Raw genomic sequence first — 13093 nt, 5'->3', positions numbered from 1 at the left:
GCGCGGCAAGGCTCTTAAAACGCCCGCCGGAGCAGCCTAGCCCAGGCTGGCGGATTTCCAAGCGATATGGCTGTTGTTTCCGGGGCACGAGGCCCCGGAAACCGTGCGGCTGCGCCGAGGCTCAGTTGAGCTTCGGGTTGAGCAGCGCGTCGATCTTGGGATCCTTCATGTTGGCCTTGGTGACGAGGTTGGCGCCGGTGTCGACATTGGCCTCGACCTTCTCGCCTTTGGAAGCGGCGAGCGCGGTCTTGATACCGTCATAGCCCATCCGGTAGGGATCCTGGACGACGAGGCCGGAAATGACACCGTCATTCAGGAACTTGATCAGCTTCTCGTCGCTGTCGAAGCCGATCAATCCGACCTTGCCGGCAAGCTTGTTCTCGGCGATCGCCTGGCCGACGCCCTGCGCCATGATCAGGTTGGAGGCGAAGATACCCTTCAGGTCGGGATTGGCGGTGATCAGGTCGGTCGCGATGTTGAGGCCGGTGGTGGCCTGACCGTCGGCATATTTGTCGGCGACCAGTTCGAGGCCGGGATACTTGGCCTTGAGCTGTTCCTTGAAGCCCTGGGCGCGCTGCTCGAGCGAGCCGGCGCCGGGCAGTGCGGTGATCAGGGCAACCTTGCCTTCGACCTTGCCGCCATTGGCCGCGCCGATGGCCGCCGCAAGACCGTCCGCGGCGACGCGGCCGCCCTGGACGTTGTCGGTGGTCAGGAACGAGGTGAAGGCCTTGGAGTCGGCGCTGGAGTCGATGCCGATGACCTTGACCTTGCTTGCGGCCTCGTCGATCGGCTTGCCGAGCGCCTTGGCTTCGGTCGGCGCGATGACGACTGCGGCCGGGTTGCCGGCGACGGCGTTCTCGAGGATGGAGATCTGGCCGTTGACGTCGGTTTCAGCCTGGGCGCCGAGTTCCGGCACGTTGACGCCGAGATCCTTGCCGGCCTTGCGGGCACCGGCGAGCACGATCTGCCAGTAGAAGGACGTGGTGTCCTTGACGATGATCGGAATGGTCACGTCCGCCGCCGAAACCGGCGCCGAATGCATGACGCCGGCGAGCATCGAAGCTGCTGCCATCGCCATCACGGCACGGCGGTTGAGAATGCTGGTCACGAATTTCATAGGATTCCTCCCTAAGTCGCCCGGTGAACGTTACGGAAGCTCCGTTCGGATAGGCGCGGCCCAAACAGAACTTTATCAATAAAAAACATTTACGATGTTTTGATAGTGCATCGATCTGGACGATGCAAGCGGTGTTTCGCACCCGACCTCCCATGGCAGGCACAGACTCATGCCGCTCCTCCCTGGACGCGGCCAACGCTCCCGTTCCGTTCCACTAACACATGGAATATTAATTCCATGTGTTAGTCAATATGGAACATTCATTCTTTCTTCGGGGTCGCGGATTTGTGAAGTCGAGCCCCTCCCGTCAAGGCCGATGGATGCTGGCGTCACGCCAGGCCCTGCACCACCGTGTAGGGACGATATTTCTGATATTCCGTCTGCGGCACGTCGATGTCGAGCAGTTCGAGGTTGCGGGTCAGGTTCGCAAGTTTTGCGGTCCCGGTCAGCACGGTGGCGACCGTCGGCTCGTGCAAGGGAAACTGGAAGGCGGCGGCCGCCAGCGGATAACCGCCTTCGCCGGCGATCTTCTCCATGGCATCGACCCGGTCGAGCACATCGCGGCTCGCGGGCTGGTAATCGAAATGCGCGCCCTGCACCGGTCCGGTCGCCAATATGCCGGAGTTGAAAACGCCACCGATCACCAGCGACGTCTGTTGCTTCAGGCACAGCGGCAGCAATTCGGCTTCCGCGCTGCGGTCGAGCAGGGAATAGCGGCTCGCGAGCAGGATGCAGTCGAGCGGCGCCCGGCGCATCACGTCAAGGCAGATCTGGACTTCGTTGACGCCGAGCCCATAAGCGGAAATCGTGCCGGCCCGCTTCAGGTCCTCGAGCGCCTTGAGCCCGCCGTCCATCAGCTGGCGAAAGTGCAGTTTTGTCTTCTCTACGCCATGCGTGTAGACGCCGATGTCGTGCACATACAGGATATCGATCTTGTTCAGGCCAAGCCGTGCGTAGCTGAAGTCGACCGACCGCATGATGCCGTCATAGGAGTAGTCGTAGTCGAGCGCGAACGGCAGTGGATCGACATAGGAGTGATCGGGCACCTGGTCTTCAGGCACCGGGCGGAACAGGCGTCCGACCTTGGTGGACAGCACGTAGGAATCGCGCGGCTTGTAGCGCAGGAAATCGCCGAAGCGTCGCTCCGACAGGCCGAAACCATAGAAGGGTGCGGTATCGAAATAACGCAGGCCGGCCTCCCAGGCGCCTTGCAGCGTCTCCATCGCCGCCTCGCGTGAGCAGGTGCGGTAGAGGCCGCCGATCGCGGCGCCGCCGAAGCTGACCTCTGTGACCTCGAGCGCCGTCTGGCCGATGCGGCGTTTTTCCATGCAAACCCTCCCCGTTGCCGGCCGCTGTCCCGCCCGGCAGTCTACCACATGTCAGGTGAATGCTGAGCAATTCCAGGAAAAGTGTGTAGCGGTTTTCCTTGGGAATTGCGCAGAAACAAAGAGTTAGAGCGTCGCGCCGAGATGCCAGGGCACGAACTCGTTGTCGCCATAGCCAAAATCCTCGCTCTTGGTCTTGCGGCCCGAAGCCGTCTCGACGATCAGTTCGAAGATTTCGCGGCCCATGCCGGCGATGGTCTTTTCGCCCGAGGCGATGACGCCGCAATTGACGTCCATGTCCTCTTCCATCTGGTGATACATGGTGGAGTTGGTGGCGACCTTGATCGAAGGCGTCGGCCGGCAGCCGAAGCACGAACCGCGACCGGTGGTGAAGACGATGACATTGGCGCCACCCGCGACCTGGCCGGTGGCCGAGACCGGGTCGTAGCCGGGAGTGTCCATGAACACCAGCCCGTTGCCGGTGACCTTTTCGGCATAGCCGAACACGCCGTTGAGCGGCGTCTGGCCCCCCTTGGCGACCGCGCCCAGCGACTTTTCCAAGATGGTGGTGAGGCCGCCGCGCTTGTTGCCCGGCGAAGGGTTGTTGTCGATCGAGGCGCCATGCTTGGCGACATGATCTTCCCACCACTTCACATAGCCATCGAGCTTCTTGGCGATTTCTGGCGTCGCCGCGCGATAGGCGAGCAGATGCTCGGCGCCGTAGATTTCCGTGGTTTCGGAGAGGATGCCGATGCCGCCGACGCCGGCCAGTATGTCCACCGCAGCACCCAGCGCCGGATTGGCCGTGATGCCCGACATGCCGTCGGAGCCGCCGCATTGCAGGCCGACGACGATCTCGCTGACCGGGATCGGCTCGCGCTTCAACTGGCCGACTTCCTCGGCGATCTCGGCCAGCACGCCCATCGCCTTTTCCACCGATTTGCGCGATCCGCCGGCGTCCTGGATGTTGAAGTGGCGTTTGCCGGCGGCGACGCCCTTCTGGCCGTAAAGGGTGAGCTGGTTGACCTCGCAGCCGAGGCCGACCATCAGCACGCCGCCGAAATTCGGGTGGCGGGCATAACCGGCGAGCGTGCGGTGCAGCACCATCATGCCGTCGCCGGTGCCGCTCATGCCGCAGCCCTGGCCGTGGACGATTGGCACGAAGCCGTCGATGCCTGGATATTTCGGCAGCAAGGTCCGGTTGGCCGTGTCGGCGATCGAATGGCAGACTGTGGCCGAACAATTGACGCTGGCGATGATGCCGATGAAGTTTCGCGTGCCGGCGCGGCCGTCGGCGCGGCGGTAGCCCATGAAGGTGCGAGCGCGATCGGCCTCGGTCGCGTGCTCGGCCTCGCTCGGCGGCACCACCGGCAAACGGCCAGCCTCGAAAACCAGATTGTGCGAATGGACATGCTCGCCGGGCGCGATGTCCTGCGTGGCGCGGCCGATCGCCTGGGCATATTTCACCACGGCTTCACCGGCGGCAATAGGCTTGATCGCGACCTTGTGGCCGGGCTCGATGACGGCGGTGGCAAGCGCGCCGCCCGGCAGGACGGTGCCGATCTCGATGCGGCCATTGGCTACGGCGACATTGTCGGCGGGGGACAGAAGGATGGTGTTCGACACGTTCACGGGCGGTTTCCTGGGTGATCCTGGGATGCGCGGATTGACACGCGCCTGTTAAGAGTTAATGTCTTTTATCGTGAAAAAACAGTTTTGCGTCAATTGTTTTTTCGCGGCGGTATTGGGTGCTCCTGGGCAAATGGTGGCGCCGCAAACAATGGACCGGACCCGGCGAAAGCGATTCCTGCTTTTCAGGGTCATGGGAACGTCATATTGCGCTTCAAGCCGACCGCCGCAAGCGCCGGCATGAATGGGTCAGGGGATGTCGAAGAGCAACAACGTCTACAAGGACGCCTACAACAGGTGCCTCAGGCTGCTTGACGAGACGCGCAGCCTGCCGTCGGAGCCGGAACTGGGCGCGCTGCTCGGGGTCAGCCGCACCACCGTGCGAAGCATCCTGGCACGCATGGAGGAAACCGGGCTGATCGCCTGGAACAAGCGCGCCAAGACGGTGCTGCGGGACCCCGGACCCGGCGATTTCTTCCCCGAGGAAGAGACCGACACGCTGGCCGAGATCATCGAGCGATCGTTCATGCGGCGGCTGCTCGCCGGCGGCGCCGAAGCCGGCATGCAGATCAACGAGCTCGAACTGGCGCGCGAGATCGGCGTCGGCACGACCAGCGTGCGCGAGTTCCTGATCCGCTTCTCGCGCTTCGGCCTCATCGAGAAGCGCCGCAACAGCCATTGGGTGCTGAAGGGCTTTACGCGGGCCTTCGCGCTGGAGCTGACCGAAATTCGCGAAATGTTCGAGCTGCGCTCGGCTGCTGCCTTCGCGGCTTTGCCGCAGGACAGCCCGGTCTGGGCAGATCTCGACCGCCTGGAGGACGAACATCGCCAGCTGGCACGCGAGATCGCCACGCGCTTCAACGAGTTTTCGGAACTGGACGAGCGCTTCCACCGGCTGATCCACCGCGCCTCGCGCAACCGCTTCATCGTCGATTTCTACGACGTCATCGCCATGATCTTCCATTACCATTACCAGTGGAACAAGGCGCAGGAGCGCGAGCGCAATGAAGTCGCGGTCGGTGAGCATCTTGCCTATATCGAGGCGCTCAAGTCGCGCGACCTCGGCAAGGTCGACGCCGCCTGCCGCAAGCACCTGAAGTCGGCGCGCCAGACATTGCTGACCTCGATTCCCGAAAGCCGTTTGCCGCAAAAACCCTGAGCCGCGTTGGGGAGGCAGCATCGCGGCTCGAATTTCTGTTTTATGCGTGTCATTGTCCCAATGCCGCTGCGCACCCCCGGGTCGGGCCCGAGGGCATGCTTTGGGCGACATGGATCAGTCGTGCTGCGTTGCCGCAGCCTCGAATTGGCGATTTTCCGGTCGCCGGTTGCGTGATAGGTATCCTTACGAGGACTGCTTGAAGAGGCAGATGGTTTGAACAGGCAAGTCATTTGAGCAAGAAGGCGAGACGCTGGAGCATGCCGGCCGCGCTTGTTGCGGCCTGTCTGCTGCTGCTCCAGTCGACGCTCGGCGCGTTCGCCTTCGGCACCGGCCCGAATGCCGCGCAGCTCGATGCTTTCGGCAACGTCATCTGTACCCGCGACGGTGCCACCCAGCTCCCCGGCGGCGACCAGCACCCGTCCCATCTGCCAGCCTGCTGCTCGCTTGGCTGCGGCATGTTTTCATCGGCCTTCGCGCCGCCTGCCAATGCCGGGCTGGCCCTGGGCAGCCTGTCCTTTGAAGCGGTCGCCTTCGTCTTTCCGGCGAGCATTCATCTCGACTTGGCGCGCGAACGCTCGCCGTCGAACCCGCGCGCGCCGCCGCTGGCGGCCTGAGCTGCTTGCCCGGCGGAACCTTTCGCGGGCGCACCCATCCAAAGATTAAACGGCTCGCGACCGGCGACGGCGCGATCATCACTTCATGGAGCAACCATGTCCCATTTTTCCCCCATAGCGGCGGGCACTCTGTTCAGCCGCACTCTATCTCGTTTCCGGGAGCATCTCGGCCGTGTCGCGCTGGCTTTTGCGATCATGTTCGTCGGCGCCCAGTCAGTCCTGGCGCATGAGTTCAAGGTCGGCGATCTCGAAATCGAGCATCCCTGGTCGCGCGCCACGCCGGCGGGCGCCAAGGTGGCCGGCGGCTATTTCACCATCATCAACAATGGCAGCGCGCCGGACCGGCTCGTGTCGATTTCCTCCGACATTTCGGACAAGGCCGAACTGCATGAGATGGGCGTCAAGGACGGCGTCATGACCATGCGACCGGTTACCGGCGGCCTGGATGTCCCCGCCGGCGGCAAGGTGGCTCTGGCGCCGGGCGGCTATCACCTGATGTTCATCGGCCTGAAGCGGCAACCCAAGCAAGGCGAGAAATTCGCCGCCACGCTGACCTTCGAGAAGGCCGGCACGGTCAATATCGAGTTCGCCGTGGAGGGCATGGGCGGCGGTATGGACGACCACGCCAATTGACTGGCCAATTCCAGAATTTTGAAATCAGAGGGACCATCATGAACAAGTATCTTTTGGCGGCTGGCGCGCTTCTCGCGCTGGGGACCAATGCCGCCTTCGCGCACATCACGCTCGAAACCCAGGAGGCGCCCGTCGGCTCAACCTACAAGGCAGTGCTGCGCGTGCCGCATGGCTGCGACGGCAAGGCGACGACCGCCGTGCGCGTGCAGATTCCGGAAGGGGTGATCGCGGTGAAGCCTATGCCGAAGCCTGGCTGGACGCTGCAGACCAAGAAGGGCAAATATGAAAAATCCTACCAGCTCTATGGTCAGGCGGTGAGCGACGGCGTCAAGGAAGTCGACTGGAGCGGCGGCAATCTGCCGGATGAATTCTATGACGAGTTCGTCTTCCGCGCGACGCTGACGGCGGATCTGCCCGTAGGCCAGATGCTCTATTTCCCCGTGGTGCAGGAATGCGACGGCGCCACCGACCGCTGGATCGAGATCCCGGCAGCCGGGCAGGATGAAGACGCACTGGAGAACCCGGCGCCCGGCATAAAGCTGACACCGAAGAAATAACTTTCCCTGGTGCGCTCTGCTTGCCGGAGCGCACCGCATTCCCATGGCATGGCATGACCGCAATACCGTTTCGGATGGCCGATACCACCGGCAAGCTCGTAGGCTGGATCGCCTGCGGGCTGCTGGCCGTGGCGTTCATTGTCATCGCTTCGACAAATCAGGCCTTTGCCCATGCCGCGCTGATCAAGACCGACCCGGCCGACGGTGCGGTGCTGATGCAGGCTCCGGCACAGTTTTCGCTGACCTTCAGCGAGCCGGTTTCGCCCCTGGTGCTGACGCTGGTGAAGCCCGACGGCACGCCGGTTGCGCTGACATCCTTCCGCCTCAGCGACCAGACGGTCGAGATCGACAATCCGCAGGCCCTCAAATCCGGCACGCATGTGCTGAGCTGGCGTGTCATTTCCGCCGACGGCCATCCGGTTGGCGGCTCGCTCTTGTTTTCCATCGGCGCGCCAAGCGAGCCGCCCGTCGTGTCCGAGGCGGTCGACTGGCCGCAGCGATCGGCGATCTGGATCGGCAAGATCCTCCTCTATGCGGGCCTTTTCCTCGGTGTCGGCGGCGCTTTCGCCCTTGCCTGGCTGGCCGGGGATGGCCGCGCCGGTCAGCGATTTGTCGCGGCGGCGATCCTGTGCGGGCTGCTGGCGGCACCGTTGTCGCTCGGCTTTCAGGGGCTCGATGCGCTAGGAGCGCCGCTCAGCCATCTGGCGCAGCCGGTGATCTGGCGGACCGGGCTGGGCACCAGCTTTGGCTGGACGGTGCTGGTCGCCCTGATCGCGCTGGGACTCGGTCTGCTGTCGCTGGCCGGACCGCGTGTGGCGGCCAAGCCGTTTGCCCTTGCCGGCCTTGCCGGTGTCGGCGCCGCGCTCGCCGCCAGCGGCCACGCCAGCGCTGCCGAGCCGCAATGGCTGACGCGGCCCATGGTGTTTGTGCATGGCGCGGGCATCGCCTTCTGGGCCGGCGCCCTGGTGCCGCTCGGTCTCGCGCTCAAGCATCGGACGACCGACGCTGTCGGTTTCCTGCGTCGCTTCTCGCGGGCGATCCTGCCTGCCGTGGCCATGCTCACGGTAGCCGGGATCGTATTGGCCGTCATTCAGGTGCAGACGCCCTCGGCGCTGATCGGCACCGCCTATGGCCGGCTGCTGCTGGTCAAGCTCGTGCTGCTGATCTTCCTGTTCACGCTGGCCGCCATCAATCGCTGGAGGCTCACCGCCTCGGCCGAGGCGGGATCAACGGAGGTGCAGCGCAGGCTCACACGCTCGATCGGCGCCGAAATGCTGATCGTACTGGCAATCTTCGGGGTTGCTGCCGGCTGGCGCTTCACGCCACCGCCGCGCGCCCTGGCGATCGCGGCGGCGCAGCCGGTCTCGGTTCACATCCACACGCTGCAGGCGATGGCCGATCTCAGCATCACGCCGGGCCATGCTGGCTCGGTCGCCGCCTCGATGATCATCATGACCGGTGATTTCGGGCCGCTCGACGCCAAGGAAGTGACGCTGGTGCTGTCGAAACCCGATTCCGGCATCGAACCGCTGAAGCGCGTGGCGACCAAACCCGGAGACGGCAGCTGGCGCGTGGACAACCTCGTCATCCCGATTCCCGGCCGCTGGACAGTGCGCCTCGACATACTGGTCTCGGACTTCGAGATGGTGAAGATCGAAGCGCCGGTGGACATCAGGCCGTGATGGTCTATATGGCCGCTTGCGACGCGGTCCAGTGTCCTGCTTGCAACACAAATCGGCGAGGCGGTTGACGCGGCCCGAAAGGGCCGTCAATCATCTTGGGAAGAGTGGGCAACTTGGGAAGACTGGGCATCCCACCAAATCGCGGCTCCAACCAACAAGATCCGAAAGCAGGGAAGAAACGATGGAACAAGCCGAAATCGGCCTGATCGGCCTTGGCACGATGGGCTCCAACCTGGCGCTGAACATCGCCGAACACGGGCACCGCATCGCCGTCTTCAACCGCACCCGGGCGCGCACCGACGCCTTCGTCGAGAATGCCGGCGCGCTGAAGAACATGGTTGTCCCCTGCTACAGCCTGGAGGAACTGGCCGCCGCGATCCGGCCGCCGCGTCCGATCATCATCATGGTGCTGGCCGGCAAGCCGGTCGACGAACAGATCGAAGCCTTGCGCGGCGTGCTGTCCAACAACGACATCGTCATCGATGCCGGCAATGCCAATTTCCGCGATACGATGCGGCGCTTCTCCGAGCTGTCGGGCTCCGGCCTGACCTTCATCGGCATGGGCGTGTCCGGTGGCGAGGAGGGCGCGCGCCATGGCCCGTCGATCATGGTCGGCGGCACGGAAGATAGTTGGAAGCGGGTCGAGAAGGTGCTGACCGCCATCTCCGCCAAGTTCAAGGACGAACCGTGCGCGGCATGGCTCGGCACCGATGGCGCCGGGCATTTCGTCAAGACCATCCACAACGGCATCGAATATGCCGACATGCAGATGATCGCCGAGATCTACGGCATTCTGCGCGATGGTCTGGGCATGGGGCCGAAGGAGATCGGCACGGTCTTCGAAAACTGGAACAAGGGCCGGCTCAACTCCTACCTGATCGAGATCACCGCCAAGGTGCTGGCGGCCGACGATCCCAAGACCGGCAAGCCGGTGGTCGACATCATCCTCGATCGTGCCGGGCAGAAGGGCACCGGCAAATGGTCCGTCATCGAGGCACAGCAGCTCGGCATTCCGGCAACCGCGATCGAGGCCGCGGTGGCGGCGCGCGTGCTGTCGTCGATCAAGGATGAGCGGCTTGCGGCGGAAAAAGCCTATGGCACTATCGGCGTGTCGAAGATTTCCGGTGACAAGGACGCACTGCTGAAAGACCTCGAACTGGCGCTGTTCGCCGGCAAGATCGCCGCCTACGCGCAGGGTTTTGCCGTGATGAGCGGTGCCTCGAAGGAGTTCAACTGGAACCTGCCGATGCCGACCATCGCCAAGATCTGGCGCGCCGGCTGCATTATCCGTTCGCAGATGCTGGATACGATGGCAGAAGCCTTCAGCAGCGGCGGCGCTTCGACCAACCTTTTGATGGCGCCGGCTTTCATCAGCTTGATGCAGGAGGCGCATCCGTCGCTGCGGCGTATCGTGGCAAGGGCTTCCGAAGCCGGCGCGCCGGTGCCGGCGCTGTCTTCCGCGCTTGCCTATTTCGACAGCTATCGCCAGGGCCGCGGCACCTCGAACCTGATCCAGGCGCAGCGCGACTTCTTCGGCGCGCACGGCTTCGAACGCATCGGCGAGCAGGGGGCTTTCCACGGTCCCTGGGGCAGCGGCGCGGCTGGCTGAAGCAGGGCCGGCCTGTAGATGGCGGTTTGGCCTGAGCTGATGCTCAGGTCGCGCCAGGTCAGCCGCGATAGGGCAAAACCTCGCTCGGCTTGCTCAGCGTCTGCAATGAGCCGGGTGCGGCGCCACCGATCCAGCCGAGCACGGCGCGGGCAAGCTCGGAGCCGGCCAGCCGGAAGCTCTCGTTGACGACGAGCAGTTCCCGCCGGAACAAATGCAGCAACTCCGAGGATTGTTTCGACACCACGTCGACGTCGCGGCCGAGCTTGAGGCCGGCATCCTCGATGCCGGCCACGATGGCGAGCGTGGCGGCGGCGGCGCTGCTGACAAAACCGTCCGGCCGGTCCTTGCGCCGCATCAACTGCGCGGTCCGCATCCTGATCTGCTCGATCGATTGATCGATGGAAACGGTGTTGAACGGCACCTCGCTGGCGCCGACTTCGCTCAGAGCATCGACGAAGCCGTTCACCGTATGGCCGTAATAGGTGAGGCCAACGGGCGGCGTGACAAGGGCAAGGCGGCTGCGGCCCCTGCCGGCGAGATAGCGCACAGCCTCGTTCGCAAAGGCGTAGTTGTCGAAATCATGATAGGGATGCACCAGCCCCATGTCGGTGCGGCCATGCGTGGCAAAGGGAATGCCGCGCTCCAGCATGTAGCGGGCCCGGGGATCGTTCGGCTGCGTGCGGGAGATGATGACGCCGTCGGCTGATCCGGTCTCGACCAGATAGCGCACCGGATCCAGCGGATCCTGCGAGCGCGAGTATGGCGTGACGATCAGGTGGTAGGGCGTATCGGCGATGACCTCGGTCACGCCATAGATGATATCCGAGACGAAGCTCATGAGCTCGTGCTCGGTGTTCAGCACAAGACTGATGACATTGGTCTTGCCGGTTCTGAGCCTGACGCCGGCGCGGTTCGGGCGGTAGCCGATCTGCTTGGCGACGAGCTGGACACGCCGCCTGGTCTCGGCGCCGATCTCCGGCGCGTCCTTCAGCGCACGAGACACGGTGGTGACGCCAAGCCCGGTCATGAAGGCGAGCGTCTTCAACGTCGGCCGTTCCTGCGCCGACGCTTCCTCGTTCCTGTCCGTACGCTGTCTGTCCATTCGTCCCGCCCGTCAGGCGCATAGCAGTCGCCGGGCGGCCCGGCAATCTTCGCGATTGCCGCGAAGCACGATTTCAAGCCCGGCAATGCGTCAATATACTGAAACGTTACAGATTGCCAATCTCGTCGCGCCGATGACGAATTTGGGTGGCCGTGAAATTCCCTTGAGAATTTAAGGTCAAACGCCATTTCGGCATGTTCCTTGCCGATTTTCATGAGCCTACGGCCTGTTTTGCGATGCGATTGCTCATATTGCGGCGCACAATGTAGCAGCCGATGGGAGCATTTTATTCGCGGCTCGAAAAAATACCTGTCGGGTTTACGCCTGGGGTTGCGCCATCCTCGCAATTGCCGTATCGAAAATCTGTAACGTTTCAGATTCTGGGAGGAACCGAAATGCGATACAAATTTCTGACCGCCGCGCTGGCGGCAACGGCCGCGCTGCAGTTCGCCGGCCCGGCGGCAGCGACGGACCTGGAAGTCACTCATTGGTGGACTTCCGGTGGCGAGGCGGCGGCGGTCGCGGAACTCGCCAAAGCCTTCGATGCCACAGGCAATCACTGGGTCGACGGCGCGATTGCCGGGTCCGGCGGCACCGCACGGCCGATCATGATCAGCCGCATCACCGGCGGCGACCCGATGGGCGCCACCCAGTTCAATCACGGACGGCAAGCGGAGGAACTGGTGCAGGCCGGCCTGATGCGCGACCTGACCGATGTCGCCACCAAGGGCAAATGGACCGAGGTCGTGCGGCCGAAGAGCCTGCTCGACAGCTGCACCATCGACGGCAAGATCTACTGCGTGCCAGTCAACATCCATTCCTGGCAGTGGCTGTGGCTGTCGAACGCCGCGTTCGAGAAGGCCGGCGTGCCGGTGCCGAAGGACTGGAATGAGTATGTGGCGGCGGCGCCGGCGTTGGAGAAGGCAGGCATTGTCCCGCTGGCGGTGGGAGGGCAGGCCTGGCAGTCGTCCGGCGCCTTCGACGTGCTGCTTGCCGCGGTCGGCGGCACCGACACCTTCCTCAAGGTCTACAAGGACAAGGACGCCAAGTTCGCGGCCGGTCCGGAAGTCGCCAAGGTGTTCAAAGCGGCCGACGATGCGCGCAAGATGGCCAAGAACACCAATGTGCAGGACTGGAACCAGGCCACCAACATGGTCATCACCGGCAAGGCCGGCGGCCAGATCATGGGCGATTGGGCGCAAGGCGAGTTCCAGGTCGCCGGCAAGACCGCCGGCAAGGACTATACCTGCCTTCCCGGCCTTGGCCTGAACGAGGTCATCGCCACCGGTGGCGATGCCTTCTACTTCCCGTTGCTCAAGGATGGCGAGAAGGCCAAGGCGCAGGAAGTGCTGGCCGAGACCTTGCTCGATCCCAAGACGCAGGTCGCCTTCAATCTCAAGAAAGGCTCGCTGCCGGTGCGTGGCGACGTCGACCTCAACGCAGCCAACGATTGCATGAAGAAAGGCCTCGCCATCCTGGCCAAGGGCGCCGTCATCCCCTGGACCGACCAGCTGCTTTCGCAGGACAGCCAGAAGCAGAAGGAGGACCTGTTCTCCGAGTTCTTCGCCAAGCCGGAGATGACCGTGGAAGAGGCGCAGAAGCGCTTCGCCGACATCATCGCCACGGCTGACTGACCGCCCGGGTCCTCCCAACTCCCGGTCTTGCA

The 13093-nt window shown here is 63.7% G+C and carries 11 protein-coding genes; 7 read left to right on the top strand and 4 right to left on the bottom strand.

What is annotated here, in order from left to right:
• Positions 1-121: 121 nt before the first annotated feature.
• The 3 genes from FJ977_RS13695 to FJ977_RS13685 form a co-directional block, all read right to left on the bottom strand.
• Positions 122-1117, bottom strand: coding sequence for an ABC transporter substrate-binding protein (locus tag FJ977_RS13695; protein ID WP_056577892.1), 996 nt, complete (start codon positions 1115-1117; stop codon positions 122-124).
• Between the two features lie 329 nt (positions 1118-1446).
• Positions 1447-2445 carry an aldo/keto reductase gene (locus tag FJ977_RS13690; protein WP_140772126.1) on the bottom strand — a complete coding sequence of 333 codons (999 nt, stop codon included), beginning with the start codon at positions 2443-2445 and terminating at the stop codon, positions 1447-1449.
• A gap of 123 nt (positions 2446-2568) precedes the next feature.
• The gene (locus FJ977_RS13685; RefSeq protein ID WP_140772124.1) at positions 2569-4074 is read right to left on the bottom strand and encodes an altronate dehydratase family protein; all 1506 of its coding nucleotides are present in this window, start codon (positions 4072-4074) and stop codon (positions 2569-2571) included.
• A 253-nt stretch (positions 4075-4327) separates the two neighbouring features.
• Between FJ977_RS13685 and FJ977_RS13680 the strand changes: the two genes are divergently transcribed.
• The 6 genes from FJ977_RS13680 to gndA all read left to right on the top strand — a co-directional run bounded on the left by FJ977_RS13680 (position 4328) and on the right by gndA (position 10325).
• Positions 4328-5230: a GntR family transcriptional regulator gene (locus FJ977_RS13680; protein WP_140772122.1), complete on the top strand. Its 903-nt coding sequence runs from the start codon at positions 4328-4330 to the stop codon at positions 5228-5230.
• Between the two features lie 257 nt (positions 5231-5487).
• Positions 5488-5844, top strand: a complete 357-nt coding sequence (locus FJ977_RS13675; protein WP_140772799.1) for a DUF2946 family protein — start codon at positions 5488-5490, stop codon at positions 5842-5844.
• A gap of 96 nt (positions 5845-5940) precedes the next feature.
• Positions 5941-6477, top strand: a complete 537-nt coding sequence (locus tag FJ977_RS13670; RefSeq protein ID WP_140772120.1) for a copper chaperone PCu(A)C — start codon at positions 5941-5943, stop codon at positions 6475-6477.
• A 38-nt stretch (positions 6478-6515) separates the two neighbouring features.
• Complete coding sequence (locus tag FJ977_RS13665) at positions 6516-7034, top strand: YcnI family protein (protein ID WP_140772119.1); 519 nt, start codon at positions 6516-6518, stop codon at positions 7032-7034.
• Between the two features lie 74 nt (positions 7035-7108).
• Positions 7109-8716 carry a copper resistance CopC/CopD family protein gene (locus FJ977_RS13660; protein WP_181179813.1) on the top strand — a complete coding sequence of 536 codons (1608 nt, stop codon included), beginning with the start codon at positions 7109-7111 and terminating at the stop codon, positions 8714-8716.
• A 181-nt stretch (positions 8717-8897) separates the two neighbouring features.
• Positions 8898-10325: an NADP-dependent phosphogluconate dehydrogenase gene (gene gndA, locus FJ977_RS13655; RefSeq protein ID WP_140772115.1), complete on the top strand. Its 1428-nt coding sequence runs from the start codon at positions 8898-8900 to the stop codon at positions 10323-10325.
• Positions 10326-10383: 58 nt separating this feature from the next.
• Here gndA and FJ977_RS13650 read toward each other — a convergent pair whose 3' ends face one another.
• The gene (locus FJ977_RS13650; protein ID WP_140772113.1) at positions 10384-11427 is read right to left on the bottom strand and encodes a LacI family transcriptional regulator; all 1044 of its coding nucleotides are present in this window, start codon (positions 11425-11427) and stop codon (positions 10384-10386) included.
• A 395-nt stretch (positions 11428-11822) separates the two neighbouring features.
• On the opposite strand from FJ977_RS13650, the gene FJ977_RS13645 reads away from it, so the two are divergent.
• Positions 11823-13061 carry an ABC transporter substrate-binding protein gene (locus FJ977_RS13645; RefSeq protein WP_140772111.1) on the top strand — a complete coding sequence of 413 codons (1239 nt, stop codon included), beginning with the start codon at positions 11823-11825 and terminating at the stop codon, positions 13059-13061.
• Positions 13062-13093 lie beyond the last annotated feature (32 nt).

This window comes from Mesorhizobium sp. B2-1-3A, assembly GCF_006442655.1.
Classification (GTDB): Bacteria; Pseudomonadota; Alphaproteobacteria; order Rhizobiales; family Rhizobiaceae; genus Mesorhizobium.
Note: the sequence above shows the minus strand (reverse complement) of the source record. Positions and strands in the feature narration are given on the sequence as shown.

What these genes read in the sequence shown, in the direction of transcription:
- FJ977_RS13650 (WP_140772113.1), bottom strand. Translation starts at nt 11,427, where the DNA reads ATGGACAGACAGCGTACGGACAGGAACGAGGAAGCGTCGGCGCAGGAA.
- FJ977_RS13660 (WP_181179813.1), top strand. Translation starts at nt 7,109, where the DNA reads ATGGCCGATACCACCGGCAAGCTCGTAGGCTGGATCGCCTGCGGGCTG.
- FJ977_RS13665 (WP_140772119.1), top strand. Translation starts at nt 6,516, where the DNA reads ATGAACAAGTATCTTTTGGCGGCTGGCGCGCTTCTCGCGCTGGGGACC.
- FJ977_RS13645 (WP_140772111.1), top strand. Translation starts at nt 11,823, where the DNA reads ATGCGATACAAATTTCTGACCGCCGCGCTGGCGGCAACGGCCGCGCTG.
- FJ977_RS13680 (WP_140772122.1), top strand. Translation starts at nt 4,328, where the DNA reads ATGTCGAAGAGCAACAACGTCTACAAGGACGCCTACAACAGGTGCCTC.
- FJ977_RS13675 (WP_140772799.1), top strand. Translation starts at nt 5,488, where the DNA reads ATGCCGGCCGCGCTTGTTGCGGCCTGTCTGCTGCTGCTCCAGTCGACG.
- FJ977_RS13695 (WP_056577892.1), bottom strand. Translation starts at nt 1,117, where the DNA reads ATGAAATTCGTGACCAGCATTCTCAACCGCCGTGCCGTGATGGCGATG.
- FJ977_RS13670 (WP_140772120.1), top strand. Translation starts at nt 5,941, where the DNA reads ATGTCCCATTTTTCCCCCATAGCGGCGGGCACTCTGTTCAGCCGCACT.
- FJ977_RS13690 (WP_140772126.1), bottom strand. Translation starts at nt 2,445, where the DNA reads ATGGAAAAACGCCGCATCGGCCAGACGGCGCTCGAGGTCACAGAGGTC.
- gndA (WP_140772115.1), top strand. Translation starts at nt 8,898, where the DNA reads ATGGAACAAGCCGAAATCGGCCTGATCGGCCTTGGCACGATGGGCTCC.